16 protein-coding genes are annotated in these 15,431 nt (G+C 73.2%); 8 read left to right on the top strand and 8 right to left on the bottom strand.

Annotation, left to right across the window (positions count from 1 at the left end; translation table 11 throughout):
• Positions 1–340 precede the first annotated feature (340 nt).
• Positions 341–568, bottom strand: coding sequence for a hypothetical protein (locus ABZ806_RS13760; protein ID WP_500217419.1), 228 nt, complete (start codon positions 566–568; stop codon positions 341–343).
• A gap of 267 nt (positions 569–835) precedes the next feature.
• On the opposite strand from ABZ806_RS13760, the gene ABZ806_RS13755 reads away from it, so the two are divergent.
• Both ABZ806_RS13755 and ABZ806_RS13750 read left to right on the top strand, forming a co-directional pair.
• On the top strand, positions 836–1,039 hold the full coding sequence (locus tag ABZ806_RS13755; RefSeq protein WP_024936225.1) for a cold-shock protein: 204 nt from the start codon (positions 836–838) through the stop codon (positions 1,037–1,039).
• 146 nt (positions 1,040–1,185) lie between these two features.
• Positions 1,186–2,790 carry a DEAD/DEAH box helicase gene (locus tag ABZ806_RS13750; RefSeq protein WP_500217417.1) on the top strand — a complete coding sequence of 535 codons (1,605 nt, stop codon included), beginning with the start codon at positions 1,186–1,188 and terminating at the stop codon, positions 2,788–2,790.
• Positions 2,791–2,833: 43 nt separating this feature from the next.
• Here ABZ806_RS13750 and ABZ806_RS13745 read toward each other — a convergent pair whose 3' ends face one another.
• The 6 genes from ABZ806_RS13745 to ABZ806_RS13720 all read right to left on the bottom strand — a co-directional run bounded on the left by ABZ806_RS13745 (position 2,834) and on the right by ABZ806_RS13720 (position 9,465).
• Complete coding sequence (locus ABZ806_RS13745; protein ID WP_500217416.1) at positions 2,834–4,180, bottom strand: ferritin-like domain-containing protein; 1,347 nt, start codon at positions 4,178–4,180, stop codon at positions 2,834–2,836.
• 5 nt (positions 4,181–4,185) lie between these two features.
• Positions 4,186–4,959 carry an HvfC/BufC family peptide modification chaperone gene (locus ABZ806_RS13740; RefSeq protein ID WP_500217414.1) on the bottom strand — a complete coding sequence of 258 codons (774 nt, stop codon included), beginning with the start codon at positions 4,957–4,959 and terminating at the stop codon, positions 4,186–4,188.
• The gene (gene bufB, locus ABZ806_RS13735) at positions 4,952–5,785 is read right to left on the bottom strand and encodes an MNIO family bufferin maturase (protein ID WP_500217412.1); all 834 of its coding nucleotides are present in this window, start codon (positions 5,783–5,785) and stop codon (positions 4,952–4,954) included. Before bufB ends, ABZ806_RS13740 begins: the two co-directional genes overlap by 8 nt.
• Entirely contained in the window at positions 5,782–6,411 is a 630-nt protein-coding gene (locus tag ABZ806_RS13730) for a hypothetical protein (RefSeq protein ID WP_500217410.1), read from the bottom strand. The genes bufB and ABZ806_RS13730 overlap by 4 nt, the downstream gene beginning before the upstream one ends.
• 154 nt (positions 6,412–6,565) lie before the next feature.
• A complete protein-coding gene (locus ABZ806_RS13725) occupies positions 6,566–8,341 on the bottom strand; it encodes a hydroxysqualene dehydroxylase (RefSeq protein ID WP_500217408.1) in 1,776 nt (591 codons plus the stop codon).
• A 41-nt stretch (positions 8,342–8,382) separates the two neighbouring features.
• Positions 8,383–9,465 carry a hypothetical protein gene (locus ABZ806_RS13720; protein WP_500217406.1) on the bottom strand — a complete coding sequence of 361 codons (1,083 nt, stop codon included), beginning with the start codon at positions 9,463–9,465 and terminating at the stop codon, positions 8,383–8,385.
• Between the two features lie 143 nt (positions 9,466–9,608).
• Between ABZ806_RS13720 and ABZ806_RS13715 the strand changes: the two genes are divergently transcribed.
• From ABZ806_RS13715 to ABZ806_RS13695, 5 genes are read left to right on the top strand one after another with little or no spacing between them, the layout of a single operon-like run.
• Positions 9,609–10,238 carry a TetR/AcrR family transcriptional regulator gene (locus tag ABZ806_RS13715; protein ID WP_500217404.1) on the top strand — a complete coding sequence of 210 codons (630 nt, stop codon included), beginning with the start codon at positions 9,609–9,611 and terminating at the stop codon, positions 10,236–10,238.
• 33 nt (positions 10,239–10,271) lie between these two features.
• Positions 10,272–11,360, top strand: coding sequence for a TIGR03857 family LLM class F420-dependent oxidoreductase (locus ABZ806_RS13710; protein WP_500217403.1), 1,089 nt, complete (start codon positions 10,272–10,274; stop codon positions 11,358–11,360).
• A complete protein-coding gene (locus ABZ806_RS13705; protein WP_500217402.1) occupies positions 11,357–12,349 on the top strand; it encodes a phosphotransferase family protein in 993 nt (330 codons plus the stop codon). The genes ABZ806_RS13710 and ABZ806_RS13705 overlap by 4 nt, the downstream gene beginning before the upstream one ends.
• A 9-nt stretch (positions 12,350–12,358) precedes the next feature.
• Complete coding sequence (locus tag ABZ806_RS13700; protein ID WP_500217400.1) at positions 12,359–12,922, top strand: GNAT family N-acetyltransferase; 564 nt, start codon at positions 12,359–12,361, stop codon at positions 12,920–12,922.
• Positions 12,923–12,971: 49 nt separating this feature from the next.
• On the top strand, positions 12,972–13,739 hold the full coding sequence (locus tag ABZ806_RS13695) for a ribosome hibernation promotion factor (RefSeq protein WP_500217398.1): 768 nt from the start codon (positions 12,972–12,974) through the stop codon (positions 13,737–13,739).
• Positions 13,740–13,830: 91 nt separating this feature from the next.
• On the opposite strand, the gene ABZ806_RS13690 is transcribed toward ABZ806_RS13695, so the two are convergent.
• A complete protein-coding gene (locus tag ABZ806_RS13690; protein WP_500217395.1) occupies positions 13,831–14,397 on the bottom strand; it encodes an Rv1733c family protein in 567 nt (188 codons plus the stop codon).
• Between the two features lie 131 nt (positions 14,398–14,528).
• On the opposite strand from ABZ806_RS13690, the gene ABZ806_RS13685 reads away from it, so the two are divergent.
• Positions 14,529–15,431, top strand: coding sequence for a universal stress protein (locus tag ABZ806_RS13685; RefSeq protein WP_500217393.1), 903 nt, complete (start codon positions 14,529–14,531; stop codon positions 15,429–15,431).

The following is a 15,431-nucleotide window of genomic DNA, read 5'->3' as shown; positions in this document are numbered from 1 at the left end:
GGCCGAGAACTGGAACGGGCTGCCGCCTTTCGACCGCAGCGCGGAACCCATCGCCGTCCATCTCACCGACGGCGGCTTCAGCGAACAGGACGGCGAATACCTGTCCATGGGCCCGGCCGCCGGGGAGAGATTCGGCCGCCGCCGCTTCATGGAGATGACGGCCGTCCTCACCGCGACCCCCGCCGGGCACACCGGCGAGAAGCAGCGGTCCGAGGACGAGCGGGCGCGGCCGGCGCGCCGGCCTGGCACCGGCCAGGAGGAAGGCGGGAACCGCCGACGCCGCGGGCGGGCTTCGCCCGCCCGGCGCCGACGAGCGCGCCGGCCGCGGCTCGGCCGGTGGTCAGAGCTTGAAGAGCTTGGCGAACGGCGCGAGGATCTTGACCTTCTGGTTCCCGAAGTCGACCAGGACGGCCCGGCCGTCGTGGACCTCCAGGATGCGGCCGAGTCCGTACTTGTCGTGCGTGACCCGGTCGTCCGGCGCGAAGATCTTTGCCGGCGGTGCTGCGGGCGGAGGCTTGAACGGGCTGGTGGGCAGGTGTCGCCGTCTGCCGGGTTCAGTGGACTTCACCTTTGCAGTATGCGCTCTCCGGGACCCTCCGCGGACCGTGTTCAGCAGGTCATATGGAAATCATCACAGTAAAATCCGGGCACCGGCGCCCTCCCCCGGGCCATGTGGTAGCGTTGTCGTAGTTGCGGTTCCCAAGACATGTGCATGCGCCTGCGGATCTACTTCGGCAGGCGCATTTTTTGTTGCTCTGGAATTTTCCGGATGGGCCATCGCGGCGCCCCGGCCGCACACGGTGTGCGTCCGGGACCGACCAGAAGGAGAACGACCATGGCCACCGGTACCGTGAAGTGGTTCAACGCGGAAAAGGGCTTCGGCTTCATCGAGCAGGACGGCGGCGGCGCCGACGTCTTCGCCCACTACTCCAACATCGCCGCCCAGGGCTTCCGTGAGCTCCAGGAGGGCCAGAAGGTGTCGTTCGACATCACCCAGGGCCAGAAGGGCCTCCAGGCGGAGAACATCGTCCCCGCCTAATGGCACGCCGCGCGGCGGGCGGCCTCCCCAAGGCCCGCCCGCCGCGCGTTCGCGCCCCCGCCGGCCGCCCGAGTGCCGCCGGCCTCATTCCGGTTCGTCTTGAGAGGCACCTCCTCGACACGCACCGCTTTCGAGGAAGGTCTCCCATGCCACGCACCGCCCCGCCCGCCGGGCGGGAACGCCGCCATCGCCGCCCCGCCAAGCGGGCCGATGCCGGCGCCCCGAAGACGTCCACCCCGGCCGCTCCGGCCGCCCCCGCCACTCCGGCACTGCCCCCGGTCGAGTCGTTCGCGGACCTGCGGATGCCGGCGCCGCTCCTCGCGGAGCTGGGCCGCCAGGGCGTGACGGCCCCCTTCCCCATCCAGGCCGCGAGCCTGCCCAACGCCCTCGCCGGACGAGACGTCCTCGGCCGGGGACGCACCGGCTCCGGCAAGACCCTCGCCTTCGGCCTGGCCGTGCTGTCGCGCACCGCCGGGCGGCGCGCGCAGCCGCGCGCCCCGCTGGCGCTGGTCCTCGTGCCCACGCGGGAGCTCGCCCAGCAGGTCACCGAGGCGCTCACCCCGTACGCGGACGCCGTGCGGCTGCGGCTCGCCACCGTCGTCGGCGGCCTGTCGCTGTCCCGCCAGGCGAACGCGCTGCGCGGCGGCGCCGACGTCCTGATCGCGACCCCCGGACGGCTCGCCGACCTGATCGAGCGCGGCGACTGCCGGCTCGGCGAGGTGGCGATCACCGTGCTGGACGAGGCCGACCAGATGACGGACATGGGCTTCCTGCCGCAGGTGACCCGGCTGCTGGAGCAGACCCCGCGCGGCGGCCAGCGGATGCTGTTCTCCGCGACGCTCGACCGCAACGTCGACCAGCTCGTCCGCCGGTTCCTCAGCGACCCGGTCACCCACTCGGTCGACCCGTCGGCCGGCGCGGTCGCGACGATGGAGCACCACCTGCTGCACGTCACCGAGACCGACAAGCACGAGACGACCGCGCACATCGCCTCCCGCGACGGGCGGGTGATCATGTTCGTGGGCAAGAAGCACGCCGCCGACCGCCTGGTCCGGAAGCTGACGGCCCGGGGCGTGCGGGCCGCCGCCCTGCACGGCGGCAAGTCGCAGTCGCAGCGCAACCGCGCGCTGAACGGCTTCCACAGCGAGGACGTCAACGTCCTCGTCGCCACCAACGTCGCCGCCCGCGGCATCCACATCGACGACCTCGACCTCGTCGTCAACGTCGACCCGCCCGCCGACCACAAGGACTACCTCCACCGCGGCGGCCGCACCGCCCGCGCCGGACGCACCGGCACCGTGGTCACCCTCGTCCTGCCCGAGCAGCGCCGCGAGATGAAGGACCTGATGAGCAAGGCCGGCATCACCCCGCACATCGCGCAGGTGGGCCCCGGCGACCCCGAACTGGCCCGCATCACCGGCGCCCGCACCCCGTCCCGCGCCGCCGCCCCCGGCGCGCAGGCCGGCAGGCCCCAGCCCGCGAAGGCCCAGGCCGCGAAGCCGCAGGCGGACAAGCCCCGGGCCGCGAAGTCCCAGAGCGCCAAGTCCCAGACTGCGAAGTCTCAGAGCGCGAGGACCCGGACCGCGAAGGCCCAGACCGCGAGGACTCAGAGCGGGACGTCGCAGACCGCGAATTCTCGGCCCGAGAAGTCCCGGAACGGCAAGTCCCAGGCGCCGAAGGCGCAGGCGGGCCAGCCGCGGACGGCCCACGAGCGCGGCCCGCGCCGCCGCCGCTCCTCCCTGAACACCTGACGCGGCGCGCACCCCGCGCACCCCGCGGTGCCGGCGGCCCCGGTCAGACCTCGGCGAGCAGGGAGATCTGGCGGCGGACGCCGTCGGGGCCGCCCAGCGACGGGAAGTGCTGGATCGCCTTGTCGCAGAGTTGCTCGAGCTGCCGCTTCTTCGGCGCGCCGCCGAAGTCGTAGAACTCGAAGGATGGCGCGGCGTGCGGCGAGTCGGGCTTGCCCGGATCGATCGGCGTGCTGACGAGGCACTGGGCGATGGGGTAGAGGATCCCCTGCATCGCGGCGATGTCGTTGCGTTCCAGACGGTAGCGGTGGCTGAACTGCTCCGTGCGGGGCGTCCTCTTCCCGGCCTCGTTCCCGTGCTGGGCCGGGGGAGTGTAGACCACTTTCTTCTCCAGGTCGTCGGTCGAGTGCTTGTAGGTCTCGTCCAGCAGGCACAGCGTGTAGCAGTACGCGGCGTTGAACAGCTCCATCAGGCCGTGGACGCGGGGGTTGCCCGTGAAGGCGGCGATCTTCGGGTTGGAGACGACGGGCCAGGTCACCGCCGGGTCGTCGATGCCGATCTCGTGCTTGGCGCTGCCGTCGCCGGCGCCGATGCCCTCGTCGCCCCGCTCGATCCGGCGGAACTTCTCGTAGTGGGTGAAGTCCTCCATCCCCACGCCGGTCGGGGTCCGCTCGCGGTTCTCGGCCGACCCCTCGCCCTGCTCGATGATCAGTTCCAGTGCCTGGAGCGCCGTCTCCAGGTTGTAGACCCGGACCGGCTTGCCGTGGCCGAACTCGTTCCAGAAGCCGCGGCTGTACTGCTTGCGGACGTTGGCGATGTCCCATGTGATCTGGTCGTCGAGCATCACGAAGCCGAGCTCGATCGCGCGGTAGAACTCGCCCAGGCTCGCGTACTGCCCGGGGCGCTCCGGATGGCCGGCGAACGACTTCGCCTTCATGTCGACGTCGTCGGGCATCTCGACTCTGCGGAAGGTGCTCACGTGCTTCTTGCTCAGGCGCTTCAGCTCGAGCTTGATCTCGTGCCCCTCGCGGTCCTTGTCGTTGTACCGGTGGAGCATCATGCTGGGATAGCCCGGCAGGAACTTGCGGTCGTAGAAGGTGATCCGCTCCCCGGCCCCGATCGCGACCAGGAGGTTGCGCACCAGGGCAAGATGCAGCATCTCCTCGATGGCGATGCCGGTCAGCGAGCGCAGCACGCCGCGCGGAGCCGACCACTGGGAGTGGCCGCCGACCTTGAGGGAGTAGAGCGAGAACAGGTACAGCGGGATCGTGGACATCTCCACCTGCGCCGCGGCGTGCAGGTGGTCGGCCAGGTCCTTGACCGTCTCGATCCCCCGCCGCGCGTCGACCGGGGCGATCGACGTGTCCTGCCGTGTGTCCTCGGCCGTGCTCATGGCGTTCATCGTGCGGTGTTCCTCTCCATCGGAGCCGGGACCGGCCCGGCCGGGTCGTGCGCCGCGCCGAGCCGTTCGGCGCGGGTCAAGAAGCCGAGCCCGGTCCACTTCCGCAGCCAGCCGGCGGGCACCGGGCCGGCGGCCCCGCCTCTGGCGAGCGTGTCCAGAGCAGCGAAGGGGCGCGGGCCGAGCTCGCGCACCACGAGCGCGTAGTCGCGCCGGGAGACGGCCAGGTGGACGGGCCGCGGCGCGGGCAGCGGCGGGTCGGCGCCCTCCCGGACGGCCGCCAGGTACTCGTGGGCGGGCCAGGTCAGCCGCAGCAGGCGCAGGCAGGGCACGGCCCGCAGGCCCGTCCCCGGCGGGACGCCGTCCTCCGTCCCGGGTGCCTCGGTGGCCTCGGTGACGGCCCGCTCGAACCGGGCCAGGTCGATGATCATGTCCGGCCAGTGCTCGGCGCCGTCCGGGCGGGTCTCCGCCAGGTGGGCGGCGAACCCCTCGTCCAGCCGGAACAGGGTGTAGGCGCGGGGCGGGTGCGCGTCCAGGTAGTCCAGGGCGAAGCCGTCGAAGACGTCCCGGCCCAGCAGGCGCACCAGGCCCGGATGCAGGCCGCGCATGGACTCCAGGAGCCGCAGCCGGTAGCCGCGCCAGTAGATCGCGAGCCGCTCCCGCGCGGTCAGCCGCGCCGACGCGGTGACGACGCGGGCGGCGTCGCCGGCCGGGCCGTCGGGATCGAGGATCGCGGCGTGCATCCACGACTGGATTCCGGCCAGCTCACCCATGGGTCGCCGGGACCGCCGCGGCGATCCGCCGCGCCTTGCCGAGTTCGGCCTCCAGGACGGGGAACGCGGGCAGCCGGTCGTCCCACTCCAGCAGGGTCGGGACGTCCCCGGCGGCCTGCACCGCCGTCCGGTACAGGTCCCACACCGGATCGGCGACGGGCGCGTCGTGGCTGTCGATGAGGTGGCTGCCGTAGTCGGTGTGCCCCGCCAGATGGATCTGCCCGACGCGGTCGAACGGCAGCGCGCGCAGGTACTCCGCCGGGTCGGAGTCGTTGTTCACCGACGACACGTAGACGTTGTTGACGTCCAGCAGCAGCCCGCAGTCGGCGTCCTCGGCCAGCCGGGACAGGAACTCCTGCTCGGGCATCGTGGACGCGGTGAACCCCGCGTAGGTGCTCGGGTTCTCCAGCAGCAGCCGGCGGCCGAGGAACTCCTGGACGACCCGGACCCGCGCCGTGACGTGCGCCAGCGCCTCCTCGGTGAACGGCAGCGGGAGCAGGTCGTGGGTGTTGCGGCCGAGGACGCCCGTCCAGCACAGGTGGTCGGACACCAGGACGGCCCGGACGGCGCCGGCGAGCGACCGCAGCCGCGCGAGGTAGCCGAAGTCGAGCGGATCGGTGCTGCCGATCGAGAGCGAGATGCCGTGCAGCACGATCGGGTACCGTTCCGCGACCTCGGCGAGGTCGCGGCGGCGGCGCCCCGCGGAATCCAGGTAGTTCTCCGAGATCGCCTCGAAGAATTCCACCGGCGGCGTGTGCCGCAGTACATATCCGATATGCGGGGAACGAAGTCCGATGCCGAATCCGAGTGATCGGGAGCCCGTCATTTCTTGGACTGCGCGGCGCCGTCGCCCGTCCTCTTCGCCGCGGATTCCTGCGGCGGCGGTATCTTCTCGTCGTCGATGTCGTAATGCGGGATCATCCCGTCGGGAATGCCCCCGCCCGGGGACGGCGCGAACGCCAGCCCGGCCCGGTACATGCGGTCCTCCATGAGCCGCCGCGCCTGCTTCCAGACGCTCTTGCCCTTCATCGGCCCGTTGCTGAAGACCCGGCTGACGTTGATCGGGACGGCGCAGCTGCCGTTGTACCGGCACGCCTGCTCACCGGGCCGCCACTGCTGCTCGTCGCTGCCGGCGTAGCCGCAGCCGCCCTGCCCGCGGCAGTTCCCCTCGCCGTGGCAGACGTGCCGCACGGTCGCGCAGTTGCCGGTCCCGGCCATGCGGGCGCCGCGGTCGATGTCGGAACCGCCGCACGCGTTGAGGCCCATGCAGACATGCTGCTCGAGTCCCTTGACCGGCGAGCCGCACGAACTCTCGCCGGAGCTCGCCGCGGGTGTTCCGGGGCTCACTCCGCTCATGTCGTATCTCAGTGCCTCCGCGTACTCCGGCGCGGACAGCACCTCCGTTCCCGCGTCCTCCCCATGCCCGTCGTACTGCCGCCCCGTGCCGCCCATGCATGCCCCCGAATTCGCCGGACCGATGCGTTTCCGCAGGTCACCCTTGCCGGAAGCCAAGATCGATAAGCCGGCGGGCGGGGGCGTTGGCGCGGGCATGGCCGAATCAGTGCCGGAAGGCGACCCGGCGTCGCCCGCGCCGGGCGGTGATTGGTCACATCACATCGAAAAGGTTGGGCTGGCCGGCGCGGTAGCGGCGGGCGTCCAGGTCTTTCAGGCCGTCCAGCTCTGGAGGCTGGTAGAGCGGCCAGATCTCGGCGGGGGCGGCGGGGGAGCCGGCGGCGTCCAGCAGGGCGTTCACGGCGGCCCGTCCCGATTCGTTCGCGCCTTCCATGGTGGCCAGGTCGATGCCCGTCCGGACGTAGTCGCCCGCCATGAACAGGTTCGGGATCTTCGTCCGGGGGTGCGGGCGGTTCTTCCAGCTCCCGACGGTGTTGACCATGAGGGGTTCGTCGTTGGCGTTGCGGCCGGTGGAGGGGTTCCAGCTGATCGCGGGGTCGAGGAACCACGAGTGCAGGAGATTGTCCGGGAGGACCGAGCGGCCGGTGTCCTCCAGATGGTCCTTCATCTGCGCCCAGACCTCCTTGGCGATCTGGGCGGGGCTGCACTGCTTGGCCGGCTTCCGGTAGAGGATTCCGGGGGTGTCCCAGTCGGAGATGTCCACCGACAGGCAGTCCAGGACGCTTCCGTCGCCGTAGTCGCCGGAGATGTCCCTGTCCCAGAGTTTGCTCTGCAGGACGGCGGTGATCTGCCACGGGGAGTCCATGAAGTTCACCTCCTGGCCGATGCCGTCCGGGGTGCGGCGCAGGAAGAGCTGCAGGCCGTTCATCCACTCGGTGTGCAGGTTCTTGAGGGACTCCAGGGCCGGGTCGAGGGCCAGGACGGCGGGGGAGACGAGTTTCCGCGCGCGTTCGACCGGCATCGCGGAGATGAACCAGTCGGCTTCGGCGCTGCGGCGCCGCCCGGCGGCGTCCACCAGGCGGACGGAGCCGATCCGGCCGGAGACGATGTCGAGGGCCTCCGCCGCCTGGTCCACCTCGAAGCGGACGCCGCGTCCGCGCAGATAGCTCACCCAGGGGTCGATCCATGCCTCGTTCGTGGGCCCGTTGAGCATGCGGGCCAGGCCGCCGTCGCTGCCGAGGCCGAGCCCCGACAACACGAACGCCTGGCCCATGGCGCCGACCGTCCTGGTGCTGGCGACCTCCTCCTTCACGGCCACCAGGCCGCGGGTGAGGAAGCGCGCCACGATCGCCTGGTAGTCGCGCGACCTGCCCTCGGCGCGCACGTAGTCCCACCACGGCACGTTCTCCCACTGGCCGAGGCGCCGCGCGTCGCTGCTGGTCACGTAGACGACGAACCGGTTGACGAACAGGGCCAGCTCGTCCGGCGGGATGGCGGCCGCCTGCTCGACGACGCCCGTCAGCGTCTCCTGCAGCGCGGCCAGGTCGAACCCGCCGCCCGAGCCGGAGAAGTCGGGCGTGATGATGTCCGAGCGGCCCCCGTTGCGGGCGATGCGCGTCGACGTCAGCGGGAACATGTTGTCGTGGACCCCGTTGGCGTTGCCCGCCACCGGGATGCGCCGCATCGTGTCCGGGACGTTGCGGTAGAAGCCGGGGAAGAAGCGGAAGCCGTGCTCCCCCTGGAGGTCGCGCCGCCCGCCCTTGCCGGTGCCCCGGACCGGGATGCTCCGGGCCTTCCCGCCGAGGGCCTTGCGCTCGAACACGGTCACGTCGAAGCCGCGTTCGACCAGTTCGTGGGCGGCGGCGAGGCCGGCCATGCCGCCGCCCAGCACCGCGACCCGCCGTTTCGGGGCCGCCGCGCGGGCGGACGGGACGGGCAGCAGCGCCGCCGCGCCCGCGGCCGCGGTGCCGTACAGGATCCGGCGCCGCGAGACGGGTGCGGCGGAGCCGTCGTGTGTCGGGTCGGGCATGGTCGCCGTCCTTCGGAGAGGGTGGTCGGGAGAGGGGGCGGTCAGGAGCGGGGGAGCCGCGGGGGAAGCGTCCGGATGTGCTCGATCAGGCCGAGCGAGCCGGGGACGGTGCGGCCGAGCGATTCGGGCAGCGCGAGAAGGCCGGCGTCCAGGATGAACGGGTCGACGACGTGGAAGCTGCGGTTGAGTCCCGGCCGCTTCCCGATGAGCCCGTCGGGCGTCGCGAGCAGCGACGACGGGCACGACAACGTGGTGGTGTCCGGGTAGGAGAAGAGGCCCGAGACGCGCCAGTCCGACAGTTCGATCGTGGCCATGCAGCCGTAGGTCGCGCCCGGCGTCGCGCGGCCCACGACGCCCTGCCAGGTCCCGTCGCCCTTCACCACGCCGCCGAGCAGGGTGGCGGTGCCGTCCGGCTCGTGCGAGACGCCCCACTCCCAGCCCGAGTAGCGCTGGTCGACGACGCTGAACCGGCCCCAGTTGTGGTCGTGGTAACCGCGCCAGCCGGTGACGTCGATTCGGGACGATCCGGGCGGCTCGAGCCAGCCCGTCACCCGGCTCGTGGCGACGGGCGACGACCAGTACATCGTCTGGTCGCCGTCGTAGCGGATGGGCCCGCCGGTCACCCCCGGCACCGCGTCGTCGAACCAGATGTCGCCCTTGGCGAAGAGCCCGTGCCAGGTCAGGTGGTAGCCGCGCGCGGGGTCGTAGACGAGGTCGCCGGCGCTGCTGCGCACGACCGGCCCGTCCGCCGCCGTCACGTCCAGCGCCGGCTCGGGGAGCACCAGCTTCTGCCCCTTCTCCGGGTACCAGAAGATCAGCGCGGTCGGGACGGGCGCGGTGAACAGCATCGCGATGAAGGTCCGGTGCGTCGCCGGGTCCATGACGTGCGCGTACCACCACTCGGTGGTGGAGCCGGGGTGCGGCCCGTCGTCGGACGGCTCGGCGAGCTTGCCGGGCACCTGCGTGAGGTCGGAGCGGGTGATGTCGGTGTGCGGGATCCAGGAGCCGGGATCGCCGTCGGCGCGCGCGGGCCGGCTGGTCGCGGCGGCGGCCGACAGCGAGGCGGCCAGGACCAGTGCCAGCAGGACGGCGAGATGCCGCCGCGGGGTGTCGGGACGTACCACGTTGAGCCTCCTCGGCCGAGCCCCCCGTGACGTCCGGCCCCTGGCGTGGAGCCGTGGACCGAGTGTGGTTCGGTCGCCGAACGCTGTCAAGCACTGTGTCGACACACTGTCCGATCGCGGCCGGGGCGGGTACGCTCGGCGCCATGGCGTCCACCACCCGGCCCCGCAGGAAGGTCCGCGAGCGGCGCGAGGACGTCCGGACCCGGGTGCTGCGGGCGGCGGCGGAGATGATGGCCGACGGCACGCCCTACACCGAACTGCCCGTCCAGCGGATCGCCGAGCGCGCCGACGTGGCCCGGTCGACGTTCTACCTGCACTTCCCCGACAAGAGCCGGCTGCTCATCGCGCTGGCCGAGCAGGCGGTCGAGGCGCTGTTCGGGGAGGCCGTGATCTGGTGGCGCGCCGACCACGCGGACGGGCCGGACGGCGTCGCGCACGCCATGCGGCAGATGATCGCCGCCTACCGCGAGCACCGCCGGGTCCTCGGCGCCCTGGCGGAGGTCGCCGGCTACGACCCGGACGTCGCGGCGTTCTGGCGCGACCGGATGCGGGGGTTCGCCGAGGTCGTGCGGGAGCGGCTCGACGCCGAGCGGCGCGCGGGCGCCGTCGACCCGGCGATGGACGTCCCGACGACCGCGCAGGTGCTGATCTGGATGGTCGAGCGGACGATCTCGGCGCACTGCCGCCACGACGAGGAGGCGGGCGACGAGCAGATCGCGCGCACACTGGCCCGCGCCATCTGGCTGACGGTCTACGGTGTGCGGCCCCCTTGATTATGGACAGCTGTCCAGACTAGATTCCACCTCGTGCACAGCGCCGATCTTCCTGAACTGGGCTTCTACGGGCTCGCCGGGCATTCGGGCAGCCCCCGCGATCTGGTCGGCGAGGTCGCCGAGGGGGAGCGGCTGGGCCTCGGCTCGGTGTTCCTCTCCGAGCGCTTCACCACCAAGGAGGCCGCCGCGCTCTCCGGCGCCGCCGCGGCGGTGAGCGAGCGCATCGGCATCGCCACCGCCGCCACCAACCACAACACCCGGCACCCGCTGCTGACCGCGACGTTCGCGACGACCGTGCACCGGCTGTCCGGCGGCCGGTTCGCGCTCGGCCTCGGCCGCGGCTTCGACATGCTCTTCGACGTCATGGGCCTGCCCCGCGTCACCACCGCGCAGCTCGACGACGTCATCGGCATCCTGCGGCGCCTGTGGCACGGCGAGGCGGTCGCCGGGCACGACGGGCCCGCCGGGACCTTCCCCTACCTCAGCCAGGACCCGTCCTTCGACGAGGACATCCCGGTCCTCCTCACCGCGATGGGGGAGCGGACGCTGGAGTTCGCCGGGCGGGTCGCCGACGGCGTCGTCCTGCACACCTTCTTCACCGACGAGACCCTCGCCAGGTCCGTCGCCGCGATCCGGCGCGGAGCGGACCGGGCCGGGCGCGACCCCGCGTCCGTCCGCGTCTGGTCGGTGCTCGCCACGGTCGGCGACCACCTGGACGAGGAGGCGCGGCTCCGCAAGCTCGTCGGCCGCCTCGCCACCTACCTGCAGGGCTACGGCGACCTGCTCGCCGGGGTCAACGGCTGGGACCCGGCGGTGCTGGCCCGGTTCCGCGCCGACGACCTCGTCGCGGGCTACCCCGGCGCCTTCGACGTCGTCGGCACCGCCGCCGACCTGCACCATGTCGCCGGGCTGATCCCGGACGAGTGGCTCGACGCGTCCGCGACCGGCTCCCCCGAACGGTGCGCGGCCCGCGTCCTTGACCAGTTCGGCGCGGGCGCCGACGGCGTCATCCTGCACGGCGCGACGCCCGCCGAGCTCGCCCCCGTGCTGGACGCCTACCGCCGCGTCCGCCCGGACGGCTTCGACGGCCTGCCCCGCAACCCCGGCCGGGCGCCGCGATGATCACGGCGCCGTGGCTCGGCGGCGTCCTGGACGGCCGCGTCGACGACGTCGCGATGGAGCCCATCGGGACCGGCCAGATCGGCTCGGTGTACCGGCTGAGCCTGGCGGGCAGCGGCGTCCCGGCCCGCCTCGTCGCGAAGCTGCCCATCGCCGACCCCGCCGTCCGGGCCATGCTCGGCGGCACCTACCGCACCGAGGTGCTCTTCTACCGCGACATCGCCGGGACGGTCCGCATCAGGACCCCGCACTGCCACCACGCCGAGATCGACCTCGACACGTTCGAGTTCGTCCTGCTCCTGGAGGACCTCGCCCCGGCGGTGCAGGGCGACCAGCTCGCGGGCTGCCCGCCCCGGCGGGCGCGCGACTGCGTCGCCGGCCTCGCCGGGCTGCACGGCCCGCGCTGGTGCGACCCGTCCCTCCTGGACGTCGACGGGCTGACCCGCCCGGACGCGGCGGATGCCGGGACCCTCGCCGAGGTCTACGGCCCCGCCGTAGAGATCTTCATCGACCGCTTCCGCGGCCGGCTCGGCGCCGCGGACGAGGACACGCTGCGCGGCACCGCGGACGCCGTCGGCCCGTGGCTGGTCGACCGGGCCGAGCGCTTCGGGCTCGTCCACGGCGACTACCGCCTCGACAACCTGCTCTTCCCGCCGGAGGGCGCGCCCATCACGGTCGACTGGCAGACCCTCACCATCGGGCTCCCCGCCCGCGACCTGTCCTACTTCCTGGCCACGAGCCTCGGCGTCGCCGACCGCCGCGCCCACGAACGCGACCTCGTCGCCCGCTACCACGAGGCGCTGCTCGCGCACGGCGTCCGCGACTACCCGCTCGGCCTCTGCTGGGACGACTACCGCTTCGCGCTCCTGCAAGCGCCGCTCATCATCGTCCTCGGCTGCGCCTACGGGACGCCCACCGAGCGCGGCGACGCCATGTTCCTCGCGATGAACGCCCGTGCCTGTACCGCGATCCGGGATCATTCATCCGAGTAGGGTCGGTCGGTGACTTCGACACTGCGCACCGACCGCCTGTTACTGCGTCCCTGGACCGCGGCCGACCGCGAGCCGTTCGCCGCGCTGAACGCCGACCCGCAGGTCATGGAGCACTTCCCCGCGCCGCTCACCCGCGCCGAGAGCGACGCGATGATCGACCGGGTCGAGGCGCGCTTCGCCGAGAGCGGGTTCGGATGGTGGGCCCTGGAGGTCGCCCGCACCGGCGAGTTCATCGGCTTCACCGGCCTGTCGGTGCCGCGCTTCGACGCCCATTTCACGCCGGCGGTGGAGATCGGCTGGCGCCTCGCCCGGCCCGCCTGGGGCCACGGCTACGCCACGGAGGCCGCCCTCCGTGCGCTGGGCTACGCCTTCGACGAGGCGCACCTCGGCGAAGTGGTCTCCTTCACCAGCGTCCCCAACGTGAGATCCCAGGCCGTCATGAAGCGCATCGGCATGACCTCCGACCCGTCGGACGACTTCGAGCACCCCCTCGTCCCCGAAGGCCACCGCCTGCGGCACCACGTCCTGTACCGCCTCACCGCCACGGCCTGGAAGGACGTTCGTCCCTGGTGACAGGGTCCGCCGTCGCCGAGAGTGGAGGCACGACGGAAGAGGGGGACGGATGGTGAACGTGAGAAACCCGCAGGCTCCCGACGTGGTCTTCGACGTCAGGGGCGACGTTCCGGACCGGTTCGCCGACGCGGCCAGGGAGAAGGTCGCCGCGGCGTTCCGGCAGGCGCCCGAGCCGGTGCTGTTCGCCCGCGTCAAGCTGGCCACCGCGCCCGACCCGGCGGTCGAGCGCCCGGCGATGGCGCAGGCCACCGTGGACGTCAACGGGCGCCCCGTCCGGGTGCACGCGGCCGCCGCGACGATGCAGGAGGCTATCGACCTGCTGCCCGACCTGCTGCGCGCCCGGTTCGAGCGGATCGGCGGCCGGCGCGAGGCGTCCCGCGCGCCGAAGGCCGGACGCCCCGCGCACCGGCCCGCGCGGCACGTCCGGCCGCCCGGCGAGCGGGAGATCGTGCGCCGCAAGACGTTCGCGCCCGACACCCAGACCCCGGACGAGGCCGCGTTCGACATGGACCTCATGGACTACGACTTCTGGCTGTTCGCCGACGCCGGGACCGGGCAGGACGCCGTCCTCTACCGGGCGGACGGCGGCTACCGGATCGCGCTGGCCGACCCCGGGGCCGACCGGGACGGGCCGGTGGCGGTCCCGCTGAGCGTCAGCCCGCACCCGGCACCGCGCATCGGCGAGCGGGAGGCGATCGAGCGGCTGGAGGCGCTCGGCCTGCCGTTCCTGTTCTTCGCGGACGCCGGCACCGGACGCGGCAGGATCCTCTACCACCGCTACGACGGCCACTACGGCCTCCTGGAGTCCACGCCGTAGCCCGCGCGAAGGACGCCGCCCCGGCCGGACCGGGGCGGCGTTCCCGTTGCACGAACCCGGCGTCGGCGTCAGAGGGTCTCGCGGTGGGCCGTCAGAGGGTCTCGCGGTGGGCCAGGGCCGACCAGCTCTCGTCCCACAGGGCCTCGCGGCGGCGATCGCCGCGGCGGCGGGTGACGAGGTACAGCGCGAGCAGGGGGAGGCCGATGGCCGCGGCCGTCACCGCGCCGGTCACGGCCGTGGTCGCGATGGTGTCGGTCCGGGTGCGGGGCGAGCGGGCCAGGGCGCCGGACCCGTCCACCCAGATCTCGCGGCGCATGCCCGGCTTCACGGACGTGTCCGCCGGGACGACCGCCGTGCGAAGGCGGCCGTCGGGGGACGTCCAGGACAGTTCCGCGTAGGCGTGCCGCAGCCCCGGGCCGTCCTGCCGGTTCAGCCGGGTGACGCGGGCGTCGATCCGGTGGTTGGCGGCCTGCGCCAGTTCCGCCCGCACGCCGTGCCGGTACGCCTGCGCGGCGAGCGCGGCGGACGCCGGCGGCGCGAGGCCCGCGAACAGGGCGATGGCGCCGACACCGGCCGCCCACTGGCGGCGGTCGACGGTGCGGCGCAGGTCGTTGCGGTCGAAACCGAACCGGCGGCGGACGCGTCCGAGCCTTCCCATCTCTCCTCCTCTCCCCTGACGGTAATCGCCGGTCAAAATCCCCGGCAGGTCCGGAGGTCCCGGGGCACGGGACCTTCGTCCCCTTCTGTACGGGTACCGGGGCGCGCAGACTGGACGGCAGGGAGGCACCCATGAACGGCGAAGAGGAGACACGGTGGCCGCACATCCTGTTCGGTTATGACGGGACGGCGGAGAACGACGCGGCCCTGCGCTGGGCGGTCGAGGAGGCGAGGCTCCGGCGGATCGGGCTGGTGATGTGCCACTGCTGGCACTGGCCCTACCCGGCCGGCCACACCGACCCCGCCATCGAGGCCATCATGAAGCGGGCGGGCGCGAACCTGCTCGACCACGGCGTCCGGCTGGCCTACGAGCTGGGCGTGCCGGGCGCGGTCCGCAAGCGGCTGCGGCGCGGGCCCGCCACCGAGGCGCTGCTGCGGGGCGCCGCCGGGGCCGAGCTGATCGTGGTCGGCGCGCCCGGACCGGCCGGGCCGGGGGCGACGGCGCTGGAGCTGCCGGGCCGCTCCCCGCGCCCGGTGATCGCGGTCCGCGGCGGCGGCGTGCCGCGCCGGGTCGTGGTGGGCGTCGACGGGTCGCCCGGCTGCGGGCCGGCGCTCGGCTTCGCCGCGCAGGAGGCGGCGCTGCGCGGCTGGGAGCTGCGGGTCGTGCACGGCTGCTGGGAGCCCGGCGCGGTCGCCGAGTCCGAGCTCGCGCTGTTCCACGACCGGGCGCTGCTGGAGCGGACCCGCGCGGCCGAGCTGGACGCGGCCGTCGCGCCGTGGCGCAGCCGCTACCCGGACCTGCGCATCGAGATGTCGCCGCTGCTGGAGCGGCCGTTCGACGCCCTCCAGGACGCCGCGCGGGACGCCGGCCTGATCGTGCTCGGCGAGCGGGGAACCGGCGCCGGCCCGCTCGGCGCGACCGCCGCCGCGATGCTGCGCCGCGCCCGGCGCACCGTCGCGATCGTGCCGGGACGAAGGTCCCGGGAAGCGCGGACCGTCGCCTCTGATCACCGCGTCCCGGCCCGGCAAGGATAG

This window comes from Spirillospora sp. NPDC047418 (genome assembly GCF_040643275.1).
Lineage (GTDB): Bacteria > Actinomycetota > Actinomycetes > Streptosporangiales > Streptosporangiaceae > Spirillospora.
Note: the sequence above shows the minus strand (reverse complement) of the source record. Positions and strands in the feature narration are given on the sequence as shown.

Bases quoted from the DNA above. Each gene is read 5' to 3' on its own strand.
- ABZ806_RS13755 (WP_024936225.1), top strand. From the start codon at position 836: ATGGCCACCGGTACCGTGAAGTGGTTCAACGCGGAAAAGGGCTTCGGC.
- ABZ806_RS13750 (WP_500217417.1), top strand. From the start codon at position 1,186: ATGCCACGCACCGCCCCGCCCGCCGGGCGGGAACGCCGCCATCGCCGC.
- ABZ806_RS13745 (WP_500217416.1), bottom strand. From the start codon at position 4,180: ATGAGCACGGCCGAGGACACACGGCAGGACACGTCGATCGCCCCGGTC.
- ABZ806_RS13740 (WP_500217414.1), bottom strand. From the start codon at position 4,959: ATGGGTGAGCTGGCCGGAATCCAGTCGTGGATGCACGCCGCGATCCTC.
- bufB (WP_500217412.1), bottom strand. From the start codon at position 5,785: ATGACGGGCTCCCGATCACTCGGATTCGGCATCGGACTTCGTTCCCCG.
- ABZ806_RS13730 (WP_500217410.1), bottom strand. From the start codon at position 6,411: ATGGGCGGCACGGGGCGGCAGTACGACGGGCATGGGGAGGACGCGGGA.
- ABZ806_RS13725 (WP_500217408.1), bottom strand. From the start codon at position 8,341: ATGCCCGACCCGACACACGACGGCTCCGCCGCACCCGTCTCGCGGCGC.
- ABZ806_RS13715 (WP_500217404.1), top strand. From the start codon at position 9,609: ATGGCGTCCACCACCCGGCCCCGCAGGAAGGTCCGCGAGCGGCGCGAG.
- ABZ806_RS13705 (WP_500217402.1), top strand. From the start codon at position 11,357: ATGATCACGGCGCCGTGGCTCGGCGGCGTCCTGGACGGCCGCGTCGAC.
- ABZ806_RS13695 (WP_500217398.1), top strand. From the start codon at position 12,972: ATGGTGAACGTGAGAAACCCGCAGGCTCCCGACGTGGTCTTCGACGTC.
- ABZ806_RS13690 (WP_500217395.1), bottom strand. From the start codon at position 14,397: ATGGGAAGGCTCGGACGCGTCCGCCGCCGGTTCGGTTTCGACCGCAAC.
- ABZ806_RS13685 (WP_500217393.1), top strand. From the start codon at position 14,529: ATGAACGGCGAAGAGGAGACACGGTGGCCGCACATCCTGTTCGGTTAT.